The following is a 20394-nucleotide window of genomic DNA, read 5'->3' on the forward strand; positions in this document are numbered from 1 at the left end:
GATCTTTTAAGGATCTATGGAAGTAGCGGCTTTGCTTATAATTTTCCATTCACCTTCCAATTTTTTCAAAAGGAAAATATCAATAAACAACATATTTCTCGACGGAATGGCAATTTCTGCTTTGGCGCTGGCAATGTTATTGGCGTAGTCCACACTGAGGATTTTACCAACTCTTCCATTGAACTTTCCTTTTTCCCGGTTTTTAAAAAGATTGGCATATTCCTCTGGTGACAGGACCCAGAGTTCCTGATCCTTTTTGGAAAGAAATAGATCCGCTTCCTCGTAAAAAGCTGAAGTGATCAGATCGGGATCACTATGTGATGAACCATCGAGATACTTTTGAAGCGTAGCTTTAATGGCCGCTTCTTCCGATTGGGCATAAACTTGAATATTGAACGCTACTAAGAGAAGTCCTAAAAAATAGATTTTCATTTGCTAATTGAATTTGATTTATGCGGAATTATTTGAATTAGTTTTCCGTTATCCTCATCCGTGAGGACATAAAGTTTTCCATCAGGTCCTTGCATAGCCTTTCGAATCCGGATCCGGTCATCCAAGAACAGTTCTTCGGCACTTTTTATGGTATCGCCTTCTATCCTGAATCTCCAAAGGCTACCTCTGGACAAACCTGGTACGATTAAATTATTTTTCCATTCCGGAAAGTCATTTCCAGTGTAAAATGTAAGTCCGGTCGGGGCTACCGTGTGCGGCCAAAACCACACTGGCGGCGTAAAGCTTACACCCTCCAATTTTGGTGGCAAATAATCGGAACTTCTTAATTTTCCAGAGGTAACATTGGGCCAACCGTAGTTGGCTCCGGCTTCCAAAATGTTTATTTCGTCACCTTGAATTGTTCCATGTTCACTGAACCATATTTTGCCACTTTCGGGCTGGACCGTTATCCCTTGGGCAGCTCGGATTCCCATCGCGAAAAGCCCAGGAACAGCTTCTTTTCCAAAATCGGGATTGTCAGGTGGAATACTGCCATCCGGATTAATTCGATAGATTTTTCCACGTTTATCGGTAACGTCTTGTGCAATTGGAATTTCTGGCTCGTCCCTTTCCCAAAACAAGCGTTCACCCATGGTGATGTAAAGTTTTCCATCTTTCCCAAAGGTCATTCCTCCACCATAATGAAAATATTCTTTGGTAAAAGGTTCCGCAACCAGCAGCGTTTGGTGGTCATATAGGGAATCCTTGTCAAGTTTAGCACGAATAACTTTAGTAGTGGCGCCTTGACCTTTTTGTTTTGCGGCATACGAGAGATAGACCCAGGGATTCTTTTCGCTTTCCGCATCTACCAACACTTCAAAGATTCCTGAGTTGTCCCCAAAATGAACAGCGCGAATACTATCGGTCAAGTCTTCAGGGAACCCCTTGACAATATGTTTTTCCTTAGAGTTAAGATTGATGCGCAACAGATTCCCATCTTTCTCTGAAACCAATGCTTCATTATTGGACAGGAAGGCAATACTCCACGGGTGATTCAATCCGTCCATCACGATATGCTTAGAGGGGAAGGACGGGGTCAGGCCTGGATCTGGAATCTTTTTATTGTTCTCACAACCCACAAAAAGAATGAACAGCAAAAGGACTAGTTTCTTCATCAGCTATGATTTTCATGCAAATGATGAAAACTTAACTGTGTTTTTCTTTAAGAAACATGATTTTTAAAACGAAAAAGGAACTATTGTCCCTTAAACTGATTTCGAAACTGTGAAGGTGTCAATTGCGTTTTTACCTTAAAAGCAATATTGAAAGATGTCACATTTCCAAAGCCACAATCATAAGCTATTGCCACAATTTTTTCGTTTTGGAGATTGGGGTCTGCCAATAGCACTTTGGCTTTTTCAATTCTATGATTATTTACAAAGTCAGAAAAATTGGTTTGCTCATTTTCGTTGATGACCTGTGATAGTTTTCTAGGTGAAATGTCCAATTTAGCGGCGATACTTTCAAGTGAAATGGTATTGTCCAAAAAAACTTCTTGCTCTTCAAATAGGGTTTTAACCGACGCCATAAGTTTTTGTGAGGCGGATGAATCCAAGGTTGAGGTATTGTACTTGCCGAGTTGAAAAGCGTGTTTTTGAAGAAAAAGAAAGGAGAAAATGTAAATCAAAAGCGAGAAGAAAAGAGCACCTCCAATGTAATATGAACATATTCCGGCCAAATTGCCCATATAAAACACCCAAATTAGGGCAACCCCAATGGCTAAATTTCTAAACCATTTTGCGCGTTGCGGATGCACTTTGCCCCGGAATTTGTAAAAGATGGCAAAAGAAAGTCCGACGTAAAAAGCCAAATGCCCAAAAACGGCTATGTAGATGATATACGAAACCAATGATGCTGTATTGGGAATGAAATAGCTCAATACTGCAAAAAGTACAAATGGAACCAAATGGAGATAATCTTTACCAGGGATGGTTTTGGTTGCAGATAGTAATATCCTTCCGTAGAACCATAAGAATGGCCCTGCCAATAGAATTCCTGAAAGGCCAAGGTTGCGTTGCCAAGGGAGTAAATCCAAATAAACATTGAGGATGGATTTACCAATTCGAATGGTCAATCCCAAAATCACAAAAGCAAGAAAAAAAGTTGCATTTCCGTCCCTTTTATTGCGTGAGATGAGATATATAAAGAGGAATAGGGCCTGGGCAACTCCCAGACAGCTTAAAACCAATATTATGGCTTCTTTGTTCATGTCGCAAAAATAAAAAGTAGGACCCAAATAAATATATAGTTGCTATTTTTAGCAAAAGACAATTTAGCGATGAGATTTTTTAGTTTGATTTTAAGTGTTTTACTGATGGGTTTGGTTGGATGTTCCGAAAAGCAAGAAGAAAAGAAGAAGTATCAACTGTTTGTTGGAACCTATACCGATGGAGACAGCGAGGGCATCTATAAATTTACCTTCGACTCCGGTACTGGGGAACTCACGGACAAGAATCTGGCGGCTGTTTTGCCCAATCCGTCTTTTTTGAAAATCTCAAGCGACAAGAAAAACATTTATGCAGTTCAGGAAACCGCTGACTTTGATAGTTTGGGTGGTGGCGTGACTGCGTTTAAATTGAAAGAAGGACAATTGGAGCTTTTGAACAGCATGGGCACGGGGGGAAAACATCCTTGTCACGTGGCACTTTCGGAAGAGGGGTATTTGGCTGCTTCGAATTATTCAGGAGGTAATGTTTCTGTTTTTAAGTTAAAGGAGGACGGATCATTGGATGAAAATCCGCAAATAATAGACCACAAAGTTTTGGATACCTCAAAAACCTCTCACGCCCATATGGCAGGGTTTAAGGGGAGCGATGTCTTCGTGGCCGATTTAGGGTTGGATGCGGTTAAGCGCTATTCAAACGACAATGGCACTTTCGTTGCGGCGGAACAACCCTCCTTAGGTTTGGCTGAGGGTGCAGGTCCAAGACATTTTGCATTTGGGGCAGGCGATAAATTCCTTTATGTAATCAATGAATTGAACTCGAGCATTACCGTTCTTCAGAAGGATGGAAACGGCTCCTATGTGGAAATAGAAGCCCAAAGCACTTTGGATGCCGGATTTGAAGGGAAAAGTTATTGTGCCGATGTGCACCTATCGGCGGATGGCAAGTTCTTGTATGGGTCAAACCGTGGAGAGAATACCATTGTGATTTTTAGTGTGGATTCAGATTCTGGAAAACTGAGTCTGGCAGGGCGGGAATCGGTTCGTGGAGATTGGCCCCGAAATTTTGCCATAGACCCTTCCGGCAATTTCCTCTTGGTTGCCAATCAGCGGAGCAACAATATTACCATTTACAAAAGGGATGTTGAGCACGGGACCCTTGAATTCTTGAACGAACTGAACATGTCAAGTCCTGTCTGCTTGGAGTTTTTGGATTAAAGGGCTATTCGCACCGATAAGTTTTATGATTGAATTCAAATGAAATGGAATCGTCCGGTCTTAAAGCGCCGTGCCAGGAATCTTTATACCATTTTTCAGGTTCGTCATCCGCTCTATAATCCGCGGTAAAAAATGAAAAATCTTCGTTAAAGGTTAGGATGATATCTCCTTCGCCATCGGCATCGTGCCATCTTCCGGTCATGACATTCCCTTTCAATTTTCCCCAAATTCCACCTAGGGCATTTTTGGGCTTCAAATAGTAAGCACCAGCTATTTCATCATCATCAAAAAGCAAATCAAAACGACCAATTTCAGTGCAATACCTTTTGGCATATACCTTGCCTTTAAGATGCTTCAGATTTGAAACACTTAGACGATAGTTTTCCAATTCGGAAGTGTCTAGAATAGTGATGTTTTCTTGATCCAGGTTATCCAATTGTGAATCCGTTACAAAATACATGGTATCTCCTTGCAAATCGAAGGTGGTTGGGATATCAGAGGCTTGAGAGAAGTTCCGTAATTTTTCCTGACGTACGACCTTCGAGCTTTGTTCATTTAAAAAGAACCGATATATCCCGTTTTGGGTTTTATCCCGTCTACTGTTCACAATTGCGACCAAACTGTTTTTGTAAAATTTCATGCCATCAATACCCTTATGGTCGTTGGGTTGATTGATCAATTTTTTTGTAGCTATATCCAAAATGCGGATTCCGCTGGTATAGGAAGCAAAGTATAGAAATTTATCATCTGGAGAAATGGCTATTCCGTTGGAGTGTTTGATCTCTTCATCCGAGAAAAAAACCTCTAGCTTTTCTGTAGTTTTATTGACGGTGTAGATGTTAGTGCTTTCTGAATCGGTGATATAGCTATTTCCATTTGACCCGATAGCGATATCGTTGAGGTAAATGAAATCTGGGATGTCCAGGGGATAGGATTTGATCAATTTTCCTGAAGTGACATCCAATAGCAATACAATGGATTTGTTGTTGATTTTTGGAAGACTGTTTCCAAGTGCAAATAGGGTATCCCCTTTTATGGTCATTCCAAATCCGGAAAGATAGCCATATTGATTGCTGCCAATAAATTCCTCAGGATTGGAACCATCAAGATTGCAACGAACAATTTTGTTCTTCTTTAAGCTATTGATATATACTTTTCCCGATTTCAGATGGACTGCAATGCCTTCGGGAATCAAGTCTTTTTCAAAGGCCAATTCAATATTTTGGGCTTGGATGGAAAAGGAAATACATGTAAAAATCCAAATGAGTGATCTCATATAGAGGTTGATTATTTAGCTCAATTTAAGGGATATATAGCTCCATCTTTTAAAAAGATATGTTAAACTGAAAACGAGGCAAAAACTGCACGCTTAACTCATTCCAATTTCTTGATACCGGAAACATGTGATGCAACCGCCTTCCATACACCTTCGCGTTTTATCAGGATATTGCTCGATTGGTAAATGGTCTCGGTACTATCATTAAAAATATGGCCAGTACCGCAAATAAGCGCGGTTCCATTGGGAAGCACATCCAGACGCTTAATTTCATAAAAAAACGAATCGTTTTCCATGGCAGTTTCTTTGATCCATTCTAGTTCCTTGACTTTATTGGACCATTCCCCGGAAGCATCGATCATTTGAAAGTCATCACCCAAGATTTTATCGAGCAAAAGGGTGTCTTGCTCACGGTATGCCATGGGCCATTGGACCTCCTTCAAATTTCTTAGGATTTTTTGGTCCTCACTGTTGATTGTTGATGTTTGAACCACTTCGGGTTTTTGTTGCTGGCAAGAAATGGTAACTGCCAAGATTAAAAAGAATTGAATCGAGTTCTTCATAATGTATGGATTTAGAAAAATGTATATAGATATTTTAGCGTAAACAAACGATTGTTGAAACGAGGTAATGGAATATCCATTTGGGTTGAACCTGTATTGTAATCTTGGTTGAAGACTGCGTACAAATTGTGTCCATCCTTAAAATTATAGCGTAGACGGGCGCTTGCGAAAACTTGGTCTTGGATAGAATTATACTGAGTGGTGACACTACCTGAAAGATGAAGATTGTAAGCCCAATTCAATCGGAATTGAGGAACGTTGATCCATTCATCGACATTTCTGTTTTTAAAATTGAGATAGTTGATACGCCAAGAACCTTCTAAAGTAAAATGCTCATTGATACTCCATTCCGGACTCACTCGAAACTGAAGATTTTCACCATCAAAAAAACTTCCATATTGCGCAGAAATGGGAATCTTTATCGCCCTTTGAAAGCCACTCGAATACGACGCCCCAAAAAAGTTGAAAAAATAGTCCCCCTGCGGGATGGCTATTTTATTCGAGAATTGCAGCGGTTGTGGTAAAAATTCATATTGCAACTGTCCAAAAAGGGAAATCTCATCATTATTAAAAAACCTTCCTGTCCATTGGGCGCGGTTATACCATGTCAGTACTTTGGTCAAGTCGGTAGTGAAATAAAGATCTGAATTAAGGGGCATCCATCTTCTGTATTGAAAGGTGTTCTCTTCCCGATTTGTCCTGAATTTACCGTGATTAAGTCCAACATAAACATTATGGTGCTTTTCGCGAAGCAAGAAACCCAAACCGGGATTGAAATCTTCCCCGGAATATTCATATGCTGCCCGATAAAACCAGCCGTCCTGTTTTCTTTTTGCAAATTGAAAAGCAAACCTGGAATTGTCAATTGGATTGTAGTCAATATTAGAGAACTTTTCACCATCAAAAGTTGTGGCAAGTGAAGTGATGATAAAATTCTCTTGGCCAACATCGATTACAGCGTCCACTCCCAGTGCAGTGTTGAGGCTTCCTTTCCTTATCCGGTTTGTAGCCATAAAGCCAACAAAAGATCGGTCGTTGAACACTTTTTTTCTTAGCCTTAAAACGGTAAAATTCTCGGTGGGCAATGCACTATCATTTATGGTTGTGCCTTCGGTCTGCAAGGAAAGAAAGCCCAAGTCCCAATTTCCCAATTCGCCGGTCAATTTTGCTCCACCGATGATGGGTGTCAATTGTCCATTATTGATTCCGATGGTCCTGCTGTAGAAAAGTTGGGAGAGAATGCCCAGGTCAAAATCAAAAAGGCCGGATTGCTGCAAAAAAAACTTTCGACGCTCCGGAAAGAAAATGGAGGCTCGCCCAAGGTTGAAAATTTGGTCATCGATTTCCACTTGCGAAAAATCAGTGTTCAAGGTAAGATCCAAGGTTAAACTTGGAGTGAGGCCGTAACGGACATCCAATCCTGCATTCAGTTCGTTAAACGAATTTTTCTGGTATTGGGTTTCATCTTCGGAAAGTTGAAACTGGGTTTGTGTCGATGCCATAAGATAGGGCGTAATCTGAAGGTCTTTTTTAGGTTGCAACCCTACAAAACGCACGGGTTTTTTTAGGGAAGGTTTTCCATTGGCGCCCGTAATACTTTGTGGGACTTCGGGATAAACCAGTAGCTTGTTTTCGTAATTTATGGTTCGTTGGGCGGAAATACCTCCTAAAATTTCCCCGTCTCGAACCTCGAATCTAAGATTGGACAATGGAATCCGGTACTCTGCCTGCCAACCCTCTTTGGTAATCTGGGTCTTTCCTTCCCAAATCATATCATAGGCTGGTGTGGAAGGTGCGTTGCCTAAAGGTACATTGTCATTGTAAATAGCATCGTCATATCTACTTCCTGAAGGATAGATACTGAAAATCAGTGCATTTTTCCGCGTGCGATTGGGGTCAATTTGAAAGGCAAAATAATCATCTCCATACCATCCGTCCCGGACCAAATTTCGACTTATGATCTTATCCGGATTAGAGTCTTTTGCGTTCAAACCAACGTACAAATAATCATCATCAAAAGTGATAAAAAGTGTTGTAAGGCTATCCAGGGTTCCCCAATCGGGACGCCATTCCATAAATGGAAAACTTTGGGCATCCTTCCAAAGAGGTTCGTCCAAAAAACCATCAAGAATCAGTTTTTCCTTAGTACCGTGAATGTTCTCAATACTATTTAAATAATCTTGTGAAAACAAAAATGTCGGGACAAACAGAAATGGGATTAAAATAAGGTAACGCATAGGCAAGACCAGTTTGGGCCAAAGTTAGTTGTGTACTGTTGCGGAATAAAAAATAGCTACGTAAGCTGCGGGAAAAAAAGGGTAAGTTGCGGAAACTAAATATGTGCGAGTTCCTGAAGATAGGTTCGGCTGAACTTTAGATCATCACCGGTTTTTAAAAGAAGTTTGCCGTCACCACTGGTATTCTTTTGGATTTGATCTATGAATTCCGAATTGACCAAATACGACCGATGGATCCGCTTAAAAGTATTTGGACAAAGCGTCTGTGAAAAGGAACGAAGACTTTGATATTTTACAAACTTGCCTTTTTGGGTATGCAAAACAATACAATTGTTGCTGGTCTCCACATAAACAATCTCATGTGGGTCCAAAAGAAATTGCGAACCCTTTTTTGAAACTGCAACACGACTTTTTTGCTCGGTTCCATTGTGCTGAGGTGTGGACTTATCTTTTTTAATACCGACAAAGTAAAAGAGCAATGCGAAGTAACAGAGCAAATTCACGGCTATATTGTTGGTAAGGCTTGCATTGAGCATATTGAAACTCGGTGACGTGCAATTATAAACAGTAGTCATTAGAAAAACCACTAAAACTTGCCCAACAAGAATATTTATGGCAGAAGCGGACAGCCCAATGCCACCCTGTACCAAAATATTCTTTCCGGTAGTGTCCAACGCCCATCTTCCAGCAAGGACCTTAATTTGCTTCGCAGAGATATTCCAAAAGAAAAAACTTGTTAGGGCTAGAATGGACAGCTCAGAAAAACAGCTAATACCCAGACTTTCTTGGAACATGCGGCCTACGCCCATGTTCAGCAAAACAAAGATGGATATTAAACCTGTACGTTTCATCATGCTTTAAAAGTAATGATTCTATTGGCTGACATCTAAAACTTTAAGATTTAGTTAGTGAATTTATTTCGGGATTAAATAGAAATCTGTGCACAAAAAAAACCATCTTCCAGTATTCCTGGAAGATGGTCTATAGTGATTATTTGATAAAGCGATTTATTGCTTCACTTCTGGCTCAACAACCTTTTTAAGCTGTTCGGTTTTTTCTTTTAACTTTTCTCTGCCTTTTTTAATGGAAACTTCCAGCTCATCCAATTTTTCCTCCACTTTTTTGAGCCGCTCTTCTTTTTGTGCTATTATTTCGGGCTCTTCTCCTTTTTCTTTTGCTTCTTCAACTCTTTTTTTGGCATTCTCCAAAGATCTTCGTCCCCTCTTAAGAACTTCTTCATCTTCATTCAGCATATTTTCGGAAGCCATCAATTTTTCCTTTGCCTGAGAAGCTCGAAATTGACCAAACTCTTTTCCGGACATATCACCCTTGTTTTTGCCATAAGCATTTCCTTTGTTGGCTTTTTCGGCTTTCTCTTTGACCTCTTCGATATCGTCTTCCATCTCATCAACATCTTTTTGATGCTTTTCTTTCATTTTTTCAGCCTTCTCCTTCATTTTCTCACCTTTTTCCTTGGCTTCTTCTTGTGCGTCTTCAGCGGCATCTTCAGCGTCTTGTTTAGCTTTTTTTACCTTTTCGGTCTTAGCCTTTCCTTTTCCTTTATCCTGGGATTTGCCCTGTGCATTTACTGATACAACAATGCCAAACATCATAATTAAAAGCAATGCGGATTTTACTATGTTTTTCATTTTTTCTCTTTTATGGGATTAAATACTATCCAACTCTTTAATAAGTTCTTCTACCTGCTCTGTCTTTTCGTTTACGACATTGAGAGTTGAGTCAATAGCAGTTTCAACAGCTTCTATTTGCTCTAATTTTTGGTTGAGTTCTTCCTGCTCTTTTTGGGTGTTTTTGCAGGACATAACGATAATGCCAATCATAAAAATGAAGGCCACTAGTTTCTTAGTCAGCATATTATGTGATTTAATGGTTAATATAATAATATACGGATAAGACACCGAATGGGACGTTAGGTCACTTTTTATGCCTAAAAGTGGTTGTAGGGCTCCATTATCTGTTCAGAAAGACCAGCAAGCCAATTACCAGTAATACAAAAACAACAGCTAAGAATATTTTCCAAAAGCTATAGGGTCGCGTTCCAGAGATTTGTCCGTTTTCACCATTGATATAAAAGTTATACTCCTTGCCTTTGTAGCGATACGCACTCACATACACTGGAAGCAAAATGTGCTTGAAAGTCTCTTCGGACAATTTCATGTCCATATGGGATATTCTTTGGGTGTCGCCTCCAATGTCTTGTCTGCACCATCTCGTTGCTATATCCCTGGCTACATCCTTGGAATGCAAATGACCTTCCTTTAAAGGAATGGTATACTTTTCAGTAACAAAACCGGATAAAAAACTGCTATCGAAGGGTTGAAGCTTTTTTAAGTTCCAATGGGCAATTTTACTTGGAATTCTTCCTGAGCGTTGCTTTGAGGCTTTGATCAAGGTATCATCAACAAAACCCGAAACGTTACCAGAAGCTGGGTACCAACGTGTTTTGCGAACCTGTCTTGTCTGGGTTTTGCCATTACTGTCCCGATACCGTTGGGTCTCATAATAATACTCACCCCGTTGTCCCGTGTAGGCAGCATAGAGCTGCGCATCAAAGGTCCAATAGGGTAAATACAGACCTTTTGTAAACTGCGGGTCTATCGCCGCCTTTTTCAATTTGTTGGGAGCCCACCATAAACGGTCTACCCACTTTTTAAAAATAAGAAAGGACTTCTCTTTCTCCACCTGAAAAGGAAGTACGGCCCCTGGCAGAATCCACTCTTCTTTATAGGCATCTTCAATCACTAAAGGTGTACTGCAATATACACAGTGGAGGGACTTGTAATTTTCCTCGACATGCTGGTTGGCGCCACAATTTTTGCAATGAAGCATCGAAATCTCTTCACTGTGTTTTTGGGCGCCCATTTCCTGCAAATAGGGGTACAGCTCCAATTCCTCGAACCCATTCTCATCAATGTTGATGGCCTCTTCATGGCCACAATACTCACAACTGATGCTGGTGGTTCCAGGCTTGTATTTGAGTTCCGCACCGCAATTGACACAGGACTTTTTAAGCTCTGTTTTTTTTATCGTTTCATTCATGATGTCATTCCCGCAAAAGCGGGAATCATATTGTTATGGATTCCTGTCTTCACAGGAATGACAGAATACTATTAAGAATTTGGCAAGGGTGGTGGCGTATTTCCTCCCAAGAACGATTTTAGTTCTTCCACATCTTTTAGGGCCGTCCAGTTGGCCATGCCCTGTTTCCAGACCAAGCTATCCCGATTAATGGTCCGACCCGCGAACAATGCTTGTAGCTGTTCAAAAGAAACGGGTCCCTGTTGGGCGCCGTTTACTGCGTAAAAGTATTGAACTGCAGCGGGGATAGGCGGAGGTACTGGAGCTCCTGCTTGCTGTACCTGCTGATTTCCGCCCATTTGCGGACTCATCATTCCACCCATTTGTTGGGCCAATACAAAGCCCATTCCCATTCCCATTCCTGCACCAGCGGTTCCACCTTCGTTTTTGGCAGCGGCCTCAATGGCTTTGGCTGTTTTGAATTTGGTCAACTTGTCCAGATCCAGCTTGTCAATTCTACTGTACTCGAAGATTTCTTTTTTGAGATCTTCGGGCATGGAAACATTTTCGATATAGAATTTTTCCAAGGAGATTCCAACGGTCTGAAACTCCGGAGCCATTACTTCCCTACAAGTATCTGAAAGTTCGGAAGTGTTGGCAGCATATAATTCGATGGGAAGATTGGCCTCGCCCACAGTATCGGTGAATCGGGTGGCAATCAAACTTTTTAAATGCTCATTGATTTCAAAATTGGTGAAGTTGTTGTCCGTACCCACAATGTCGACGATGAACTTTCCGGCATCGGAAATTTTAAAAGCGTAGGTTCCAAACGCCCGAATCTCGACTAGCCCGAATCGCTCATCACTTAAAGTGATTGGGCTTTTGGTGCCCCATTTTTCATCAGTAAATAAATGGGTGTTTACAAAATAGACCTCCGCTTTGAATGGGGAATTAAATCCATATTTCCAACCTTTTAAGGTTGCCAAAATCGGAAGATTTTTGGTGGTAAGGTCGTAAGTGCCTGGCGTGAAGACATCAGCCAATTGTCCCTCGTTCACAAAGACTGCGGTCTGCCCTTCACGGACAATGAGCTTTGCTCCGTTTTTTATTTCATTTTGATAGCGCTCAAATCGATGGGCAATGGTGTCATCAGTATAATCGAGCCATTCTATGATATCAATAAACTCGTGGGTGAGTTTCTCTTTGATCTTGCTAAAAATATCCATGGTAAAGTGTTTTTGTTAATGTTTCTAAAGTAAGAAATTGGATGAATACTTCCTCCAATGGATTAGTACAAAATTATCCACATTGTTACATTAGGGACCGTTTTAGTAATGTAAAAGTTGATCAGCACGGTATTGAATGTGGGGTGTGCACAATGTTAATTCCTCGCGAGAATATCTACTTTTTCCCTACATTTAAGTCAGACTAATTCAACATCAAAAAAATGAAACAACTGCTTTCCATCAAGGGAGTGCTATTGGTTGCACTATGCCTATTTGTTATTCCTATCCAATCACAACGAAAAAAGAAAACCCAAACTGCTCCTGAATATCCAGAAGAACTGTATTCCAGTTTGGAATATCGTTTGGTCGGACCTTTTCGAGGAGGTCGTTCGGCAGCGGTGACCGGAGTTCCCGGCAAACCCAATCTCTTCTATTTTGGAGCCACCGGCGGAGGGGTATGGAAAACTACCAATGGAGGTCGAAGCTGGGAAAATATATCCGATGGTTATTTCGGGGGAAGTATTGGTGCCGTCGAAGTGGCCAAAAGCGACCCAAACGTAATGTATGTTGGCGGGGGAGAAAAAACACTTCGTGGAAACGTTTCTAGTGGTTATGGCATCTGGAAAACTGAGAATGCAGGAAAAACCTGGTCGTTCGCAGGACTTAAAAACAGTCGACACGTTCCTAGAATCAGAATTCACCCTACAGATTATAATACAGTCTATGCGGCGGTTTTGGGCAACATCTACAAACCAACCAAGGAAAGGGGCATTTATAAAAGTGTCGATGGAGGTAAAAACTGGAGACAGATACTTTTTGTGAATGATCAAGCCGGAGCTGTGGATTTAACCTTCGACCCAAATAACCCACGAATTTTATATGCCTCAACATGGAGGGCCAAAAGAACCCCATACAGTTTAAGCAGTGGTGGTGATGGATCTGCACTTTGGAAAAGTACGGACAGTGGTGAGACTTGGACGGAGATTTCAAAAAATGAAGGTTTTCCAAAAGATACTCTGGGCATTATCGGGGTAACAGTTTCCCCGGTGAATAGTGATCGGGTGTGGGCCATTGTCGAAAACAAGGAAAAAGGAGGGTTATATCGTTCCGATGATGGGGGCAAAAAATGGACGCAAGTCAATAGCGAACGAAAGTTAAGACAGCGTGCATGGTACTACACCAGGGTTTATGCAGACACCGAAGATGTTGATGTGGTCTACGTAATGAATGTCCGATATCATAAATCTACCGATGGTGGTAAAACCTTCAATACTTTTAATGCCCCTCATGGGGATCATCATGATCTATGGATAGCTCCAGAAAATTCAAAGCGAATGATCATAGGGGATGACGGAGGTGCCCAAGTAACTTATGATGGAGGAGAGACATGGAGTACCTATTACAATCAACCTACTGCGCAGTTTTATCGGGTAACCACAGATAATGCTTTTCCATATCGGATTTATGTGGCACAACAGGACAATTCCACCATCCGCATTAATCACCGAAGCGATGATGGGTCTATTGGGGAGGATGATTGGGAACCCACCGCAGGAGGGGAATCGGCACATATTGCTGTGGACCCGACCGATAACGACATTGTTTACGGAGGTAGTTATGATGGATTTTTGACCCGCGTCAACCATAAAAATAAAACCGTTCGAGGAATCAATGTATGGCCCGATAACCCAATGGGGCATGGTGCCGAAGCGATGAAATATCGCTTTCAATGGAACTTCCCCATCATTTTTAGCAAACATGACCCGAAGAAATTGTACACCTTTTCCAACCATGTACATTTAAGTACCAATGAAGGTCAAAGTTGGGAAGTGTTAAGTGGTGATCTAACCAGGAACGACCCAGCAAAGTTGGTTTCGAGTGGAGGACCCATTACGCAGGATAATACCAGTGTGGAATACTACTGTACCATTTTTGCGGCCAATGAAAGTCCCATAACAGAAGGCTTGCTTTGGGTAGGAAGTGATGATGGCCTCATTCACCTTACCAAAGATGGTGGCAGGACATGGGAAAATGTGACCCCGCCGAACATGCCGGAATGGAACATGATCAATAGCATTGAACCTTCCGCTTTTGACGAAGGTACTTGCTATGTCGCCGCAACCCGATACAAGTTGGGAGATTTTCGCCCCTACCTTTACAAGACCACGGATTTTGGAAAAACATGGAGCAAAATCACAAATGGGATAGATGCCGAACATTTTACAAGGGCACTTCGCGAAGATCCTAAACGCAAGGGATTATTATATGCGGGCACCGAAACAGGAATGTACATTTCGTTCAATGATGGACAAAACTGGGAGAAGTTTCAGTTGAACCTTCCAATAGTTCCCATCACCGATTTGACCATCAAGGATGACAATTTAATTGTGGCCACCCAGGGACGCAGCGTATGGATGATCGATGATTTGACGGTGTTACATCAGTTGGATGCTTCGAAAAAAACAGCAGCTGCAGTGCTCTATCAACCTAAAGATAGTTATCGCACAAAAGGAAGCGCTGCCAAAGAACCTTCAAAAACTGAAGGACAAAACCATCCTAATGGGGTGATAACGCACTTCTATTTGAAAAATCTATCAGAAAACGACAGTATAAGCCTCACCTATACCAAAATGAACGGCGACACTTTGGCAACGTACAGCACCTTTACTTCAAAAAAGGATAAAAAACTGAAGTTGAAAAAAGGAGGGAATACCCATGTCTGGGACACCCGCGGAAAAGGCGCAGAAAAGTTAAAGGGAATGATTCTTTGGTGGGCGAACCTTAATGGAGCTAAAGCTGTACCGGGCAATTATAAAGTCCATTTAAATGTCAATGGTGCAAACCAATCCGAAGAATTCAAAATTCTTCCCGATCCTAGAGCTGAGGTTTCAGTTGCTGATATGCAAAAGCAGTACGATTTTATCTCGGATATCAACGAGACCATTGATAGGGCGCACCAGTCCATCAAAAAAATCAGAAAAATCAATGCCCAATTGGATGCCTTTAGTAAGCAATACAAAGACAATGAACAAACCAAGGATTTGGTCGAAAAAGCCAAAAAGATGAAGGAAGGTTTTGGCGAAATAGAAAAGGCATTGTACCAAACGAAGAACAGAAGTGTTCAAGATCCCTTAAACTTCCCTATTCGATTGACCAACAAGTTAGGACATTTGAACAGCTTGGTATCCATAGATGATTTTCCGCCAACAGCACAGGATATCGGTGTGAAAAATGAGCTTTCTGTAGCGATCAATTCAAAGTTGGATGCATTTGATAAATTGGTAAGTGAAGAACTGGTGGCATTCAATAACGAGTTTAACAATCTTAAGTTGGATTACTTGTTTATTGAGGAGTAAGTAGCGAGCAAACAGGCGAAGGGTAAAAAGTAGAAGGTTTTTTTATTTCTGGATTACACCTTTTACCTTTGTCCCTTCAACACAAAGAATGGAAATTTACAATTACATCAAATCCCTTCATCTTATTTTCGTGGTGACCTGGTTTGCTGGATTGTTCTATATTCCCCGTCTTTTCATTTACCATATAGAGGCTTGGCAAAAACCATCGCCGGAAAAGGAAATCCTATCTACACAATTAAAACTGATGACCCGGCGATTGTGGTATATCATTACTTGGCCCTCCGCCATATTGTGTACGATATTTGCGATTTGGTTATTGGTCCTTATGCCAGGTTGGCTGCAACAACCTTGGATGCATGTAAAACTGGCTTTTGTTGGACTTTTATTTATCTATCATTTGAAATGCCACCAGATTTTCAAACAATTGCAGCGCGATGAGGTGAAGTATACCTCCCGATTTATGCGAATCTGGAATGAAGGAGCCACACTGATTCTTTTTGCCGTGGTTTTCTTGGTGATATTAAAAAATGCCTTTAACTGGATTTACGGTGTTGTGGGAATCCTTGTTCTTGCCATTTTATTGATGTTGGGCATTCGATTGTACAAACGTATCCGTGATAAAAATCCAAATGCCTAAATAGTAAACCAATTTTCAAGCACCAAATTCCAAGTTTTTGGAGTTTGGGATTTGAAATTTTGAGGGTTCACCAATTTGGTGCGATTATTGCTAACTTTATTCCCAAATCCGCACAAGATTGTTTAAAAAACTATCGCTTCGTTCCCGCATTTTTATCTCCATGATTCTTTTGGTGGTCATTGCCTCTGTATTGATTGTTGGGGTTACCGTGTACCAGTATCGAGAGCAAAGCAAGGATTACCATGAAAATAGATTGGAACGGAAAGAGGAGCAGATTCTTCAAAGTATTTCCTATGTTCTAAGGGAGACCACCTATCCGGTAACCACGGAAAATCTGGAACTCATTTTTATGGATGAGATTTATAAGATTGCCGATGTGCAGAATGTTCCTTTTAATATTTATGATTTGGAAGGAGGATTGGTCAAAAGCTCAAGACCTGCATTTGAAGCCGATTCCATTTCCAATTGTTTGGATGCAGAGGTGTTGAATAATCTCAAGATTACCACGAACAAACGCTATGTTGAGAAAAAAACAGCGGCGGGTGATAACTATCAGGCTTCCTATACCTACATCAATGACCTGAAGTTTAAACCGATTGGTATCGTAAATCTACCTTATTTTGAAGACAACTCGTTTAGTAATATGGAACTGCGGGAATTTCTGTTTCGTTTAGGCGGGGTTTACCTCCTAATGCTGGTATCCGCAATAGTTTTGGCCTATTTCATTTCGAAGTATATCACAAGGTCGTTGCAGACGATTTCGGATAAAATATACCAAACGGATTTAACCAAACGGAACGAGAAAATATATATTGAAAATCCCGGCGAGGAAATAGGAAAGTTGGTCGATTCCTACAATGGAATGATAGATGAATTGGAAGAAAGTGCTGTAAAATTGGCTCGAAGCGAAAGGGAACAAGCCTGGAGAGAAATGGCCAAACAGGTGGCCCATGAAATCAAAAATCCGTTGACGCCATTGCGATTGACGGTTCAAAGTTTTGAGCGGAAGTTCAATCCAGATGACCCGAAAGCGGAGAAAAAAATCAGGGAATTTTCAAAATCACTGATACAGCAGATTGATACCATGAGCAATATTGCTTCGGCATTTTCCAATTTTGCCGATATGCCTGCACAGCAGAACGAGACCTTGAATGTGGTCAAGATTGTTCAGTTGGCACTTGAAATCTTCAATGAAGATTATATCCATTTCATTTCCGATGAAAAGGAAATCATTGCAAAATTGGATCGCACCCAATTGATTCGTGTGGTAACCAATTTGGTAAAAAATGCGATTCAGGCTGTGCCAGAAGTGGACTCACCGAGGATTTTGGTAACTGTCGCCTCTGAACATGATGATGTGAAAATTTCCGTAGCCGACAATGGCATTGGAATTGCAGATGATTTTATGGATAAAATCTTTGAGCCTAAATTCACTACAAAATCCAGCGGAATGGGACTTGGTCTGGGGATGGTCAAAAACATTGTTGAAAATTACAAAGGAACTATAGATTTCACTTCACAAGAAGGTAAAGGGACTGTGTTCACGGTTAAATTTCCGAAGGAATGACATCTTTCAAAAGAGCACTAGGTGAATTAATTATGTTCGTAGGAGGTTGCTGAAGATATCTTTTTGGAACTATTTGGCGAACGGTATTAGGAAAAAGGAAATATAAGTTCAAAGAATACGTAAATGGCATAGAAAACCCAACAGATCCGTTTGATAGAATGGATCACTCTATGGCTAATTATTTTGTAGGATTATCGGTGATTATATTTTTATTTTGGTTTTGGGAATTTATATATGAATTTATCTAAGTATGGAATACGAGAACATTTACATCGAGGAAGAAAACAATATTGCAACAATCACCATAAACAGGCCAAAAAAACTCAATGCCCTAAACAAGCGAACGATTGCTGAACTCCATACAGCGTTCAAAGAGTTGGATGAAGATGGCGAGACCAAAGTGATTGTTGTGACCGGAAGTGGAGAGAAGGCGTTTGTAGCCGGGGCCGATATTTCGGAGTTTGCACATTTTTCGGTCAAAGAAGGGAGACAACTGGCAGTAGAAGGACAAAAAACCCTCTTTGATTTTGTGGAAAACCTGTCCACCCCAGTAATTGCCGCCATTAATGGTTTTGCTTTGGGTGGTGGATTGGAGCTGGCGATGTCCAGCCATTTTAGAATCGCCAGTGATAATGCTAAAATGGGACTTCCAGAAGTGTCCCTTGGTGTAATTCCCGGATATGGTGGTACACAGCGACTACCACAGCTTATTGGAAAGGGTAGGGCGATGGAAATGATCATGACTGCCGGGATGATCGATGCCAATAAGGCATTGGAGTACGGATTGGTCAATTATGTGGTTCCGCAGGCCGAATTATTGCCACTTTGCCTTAAAATAGCGAGCAGGATATCGAATAACTCCCCAGTTGCCGTAAAATATGCAATAAATGCTGTAAATGCTGGTTTTAAGTATGATGTAAATGGTTATGCTTCCGAAATCGAAGCTTTTGGCAGTTGCTTCGGCACTGAAGATTTCAAAGAAGGAACTTCAGCCTTTTTAGAAAAACGAAAAGCCAATTTTCCGGGGTCATAGCTGTTGGTCTAACCAAACCAGACTATGATGAAAAAGCGATTTATCCTACTTTGCTTGCTTATGACAGGAGTGCTTACGAGTGCTCAGGAAAAAATGCCGGTCTCTTACGACTTCGGCGAAAAATTCAACGATAGATACCGTTATTCGAATCTTTTGACCATCTCAGATGATGGTTCGGGGGGTTATATTTTGGTAAGGGCCTATTTTCAAGGACTTATTTTGAAACCAAAAGGTTATTTGATAGAGCGCTACAATAGCAATCTGGAATTGATATCCGAATATAACTATAAGTTAAAGGGATTGAATTTTGTTGACGGATTCTTTAAAAACGGTCAGCTGAACCTTCTGTTTTTGAACTATAATTATAATCGGGGACAATATGAATATTGGGTGCATACCAGTCCGATTATCAACTTTAATTTTAGACCCAAAAGATTGTTGAGCATCGCTTCAGAGGAAGTAAGAAATCCAGTAGGGAAGAACTATTACAACCGCAACTTTTCAAGTGGTTTCTCCACTACGATACTTTTTAATGAGGAGAAAACAGGTTTTGTGATCAGCACGCATCACAAAAAAGGAAAACAGAACAAACACATCATCCATCTGTATGATACAGCCTTGAACAAACAGTTCGAGCACGACTTTTCACATGAAATTGAAGAGAAGAATTATGCGTTCGAAAATCTGGCTATCACTTCAGATTTGCAAACCGTCTACATCGTTGGGAAAGCATATTTTAAAAAGAAGCGTTTTCGTGTGGATGAGCGGAAATTCCAATATGAATTGATCAAGATTTCCCCAAATGGAAGCCAAACGCAGTCATTCGTTGATGCCGGAAAGTATCCAGAAGCGCTTTATCCTATAATTCTCAAGGACAGACTGGTCTGTGCAGGATTTTATGCCGATAGAAAAGACAACCGCTACAACGGAATCGCTTATTTTGATGTAAGTCCGGTTTCTTTGGATATCAATTCCAAAAAGTACAATCCGTTTTCACAGCAATTCATGGAAGACAAGTTCGGGCGGGATGAAGAAAAAGTCATCAAGAACCTTGTCTTTAAAGGTGTTGAGGTAACCCCATCAGAAGAAATCTTTTTTAACGCGGAGGAATATTTTGTGACCAATAGTATTCAAGTTACAGGAGCAGGCCAGCGTGTTAAGATAGATCGCTATCACCATAATGATATTGTAAGTGCCAAATTGGACGCCAATGGAAATTTGGATTGGGCCAGAAACATCAATAAAGCTGAGGTTACACAAGGAGATGGCGCCTATGCTTCGTACAGTTCATATTGCAAGAATGGAAAAACCTATTTCTTCATATGCACCGCTGCGGAGAATCCACAGTTGATCAATAACGAGCGCCTAATTTTTAAACAAGGACTGAGCAGAAACCGCAACGTTTTTATGATTTCCTTGGATGAAAATGGAGTTATGGATTACGAAAAAATCATCGACAACCAGGAAGCGCGTTTGCCCTTAATGGTTTCCAAACCCCTCAAGATTTCCAATGACGACAATATGCTTTTCTATGCAAAACGAGGAAGCAAGAAGCAATTGGTAAAGGTTTCATTTCTTTAGAAACA

Annotated in this window: 17 protein-coding genes; 6 read left to right on the forward strand and 11 right to left on the reverse strand. The window is 40.9% G+C overall.

The features are described from left to right. Nucleotides 1-6: 6 nt before the first annotated feature. The 3 genes from ACULLH_RS02555 to ACULLH_RS02565 all read right to left on the reverse strand — a co-directional run bounded on the left by ACULLH_RS02555 (nucleotide 7) and on the right by ACULLH_RS02565 (nucleotide 2701). On the reverse strand, nucleotides 7-432 hold the full coding sequence (locus ACULLH_RS02555) for a nuclear transport factor 2 family protein (protein ID WP_454087159.1): 426 nt from the start codon (nucleotides 430-432) through the stop codon (nucleotides 7-9). After that, nucleotides 429-1607 (reverse strand): PQQ-dependent sugar dehydrogenase, encoded by a 1179-nt coding sequence (locus ACULLH_RS02560; RefSeq protein ID WP_454087160.1) that lies wholly within the window; start codon nucleotides 1605-1607, stop codon nucleotides 429-431. The genes ACULLH_RS02555 and ACULLH_RS02560 overlap by 4 nt, the downstream gene beginning before the upstream one ends. An 80-nt stretch (nucleotides 1608-1687) precedes the next feature. After that, the gene (locus tag ACULLH_RS02565) at nucleotides 1688-2701 is read right to left on the reverse strand and encodes a helix-turn-helix domain-containing protein (protein WP_454087161.1); all 1014 of its coding nucleotides are present in this window, start codon (nucleotides 2699-2701) and stop codon (nucleotides 1688-1690) included. A gap of 69 nt (nucleotides 2702-2770) precedes the next feature. Between ACULLH_RS02565 and ACULLH_RS02570 the strand changes: the two genes are divergently transcribed. Further along, nucleotides 2771-3874, forward strand: a complete 1104-nt coding sequence (locus ACULLH_RS02570) for a lactonase family protein (protein ID WP_454087162.1) — start codon at nucleotides 2771-2773, stop codon at nucleotides 3872-3874. 4 nt (nucleotides 3875-3878) lie between these two features. Here the strand turns inward: ACULLH_RS02570 and ACULLH_RS02575 are convergent, their stop codons facing one another. The 8 genes from ACULLH_RS02575 to ACULLH_RS02610 all read right to left on the reverse strand — a co-directional run bounded on the left by ACULLH_RS02575 (nucleotide 3879) and on the right by ACULLH_RS02610 (nucleotide 12215). Continuing rightward, a complete protein-coding gene (locus ACULLH_RS02575) occupies nucleotides 3879-5150 on the reverse strand; it encodes an SMP-30/gluconolactonase/LRE family protein (RefSeq protein ID WP_454087163.1) in 1272 nt (423 codons plus the stop codon). Between the two features lie 98 nt (nucleotides 5151-5248). Then, nucleotides 5249-5713 carry a nuclear transport factor 2 family protein gene (locus ACULLH_RS02580; RefSeq protein WP_454087164.1) on the reverse strand — a complete coding sequence of 155 codons (465 nt, stop codon included), beginning with the start codon at nucleotides 5711-5713 and terminating at the stop codon, nucleotides 5249-5251. An 11-nt stretch (nucleotides 5714-5724) separates the two neighbouring features. After that, nucleotides 5725-7950, reverse strand: a complete 2226-nt coding sequence (locus tag ACULLH_RS02585) for a DUF5916 domain-containing protein (RefSeq protein WP_454087165.1) — start codon at nucleotides 7948-7950, stop codon at nucleotides 5725-5727. 95 nt (nucleotides 7951-8045) lie between these two features. Continuing rightward, a complete protein-coding gene (locus tag ACULLH_RS02590; RefSeq protein ID WP_454087166.1) occupies nucleotides 8046-8804 on the reverse strand; it encodes a LytR/AlgR family response regulator transcription factor in 759 nt (252 codons plus the stop codon). Nucleotides 8805-8957: 153 nt separating this feature from the next. After that, entirely contained in the window at nucleotides 8958-9599 is a 642-nt protein-coding gene (locus ACULLH_RS02595) for a hypothetical protein (protein WP_454087167.1), read from the reverse strand. A gap of 18 nt (nucleotides 9600-9617) precedes the next feature. Next, the gene (locus ACULLH_RS02600) at nucleotides 9618-9824 is read right to left on the reverse strand and encodes a hypothetical protein (RefSeq protein WP_454087168.1); all 207 of its coding nucleotides are present in this window, start codon (nucleotides 9822-9824) and stop codon (nucleotides 9618-9620) included. A 97-nt stretch (nucleotides 9825-9921) separates the two neighbouring features. After that, entirely contained in the window at nucleotides 9922-11010 is a 1089-nt protein-coding gene (locus ACULLH_RS02605) for a DNA helicase PriA (protein ID WP_454087169.1), read from the reverse strand. Nucleotides 11011-11081: 71 nt separating this feature from the next. Continuing rightward, the gene (locus ACULLH_RS02610; RefSeq protein ID WP_454087170.1) at nucleotides 11082-12215 is read right to left on the reverse strand and encodes an SPFH domain-containing protein; all 1134 of its coding nucleotides are present in this window, start codon (nucleotides 12213-12215) and stop codon (nucleotides 11082-11084) included. A 221-nt stretch (nucleotides 12216-12436) separates the two neighbouring features. On the opposite strand from ACULLH_RS02610, the gene ACULLH_RS02615 reads away from it, so the two are divergent. The 5 genes from ACULLH_RS02615 (at nucleotide 12437) to ACULLH_RS02635 (ending at nucleotide 20389) form a co-directional block, all read left to right on the forward strand. Beyond that, a complete protein-coding gene (locus ACULLH_RS02615) occupies nucleotides 12437-15571 on the forward strand; it encodes a WD40/YVTN/BNR-like repeat-containing protein (RefSeq protein ID WP_454087171.1) in 3135 nt (1044 codons plus the stop codon). An 88-nt stretch (nucleotides 15572-15659) separates the two neighbouring features. After that, entirely contained in the window at nucleotides 15660-16208 is a 549-nt protein-coding gene (locus ACULLH_RS02620; RefSeq protein ID WP_454087172.1) for a CopD family protein, read from the forward strand. 160 nt (nucleotides 16209-16368) lie between these two features. Beyond that, a complete protein-coding gene (locus tag ACULLH_RS02625; RefSeq protein WP_454087944.1) occupies nucleotides 16369-17775 on the forward strand; it encodes an ATP-binding protein in 1407 nt (468 codons plus the stop codon). Between the two features lie 250 nt (nucleotides 17776-18025). Beyond that, on the forward strand, nucleotides 18026-18808 hold the full coding sequence (locus ACULLH_RS02630; RefSeq protein WP_454087173.1) for an enoyl-CoA hydratase/isomerase family protein: 783 nt from the start codon (nucleotides 18026-18028) through the stop codon (nucleotides 18806-18808). 24 nt (nucleotides 18809-18832) lie between these two features. Next, the gene (locus ACULLH_RS02635; RefSeq protein ID WP_454087174.1) at nucleotides 18833-20389 is read left to right on the forward strand and encodes a hypothetical protein; all 1557 of its coding nucleotides are present in this window, start codon (nucleotides 18833-18835) and stop codon (nucleotides 20387-20389) included. Nucleotides 20390-20394 lie beyond the last annotated feature (5 nt).

Source organism: Flagellimonas sp. 2504JD4-2 (assembly GCF_053642935.1).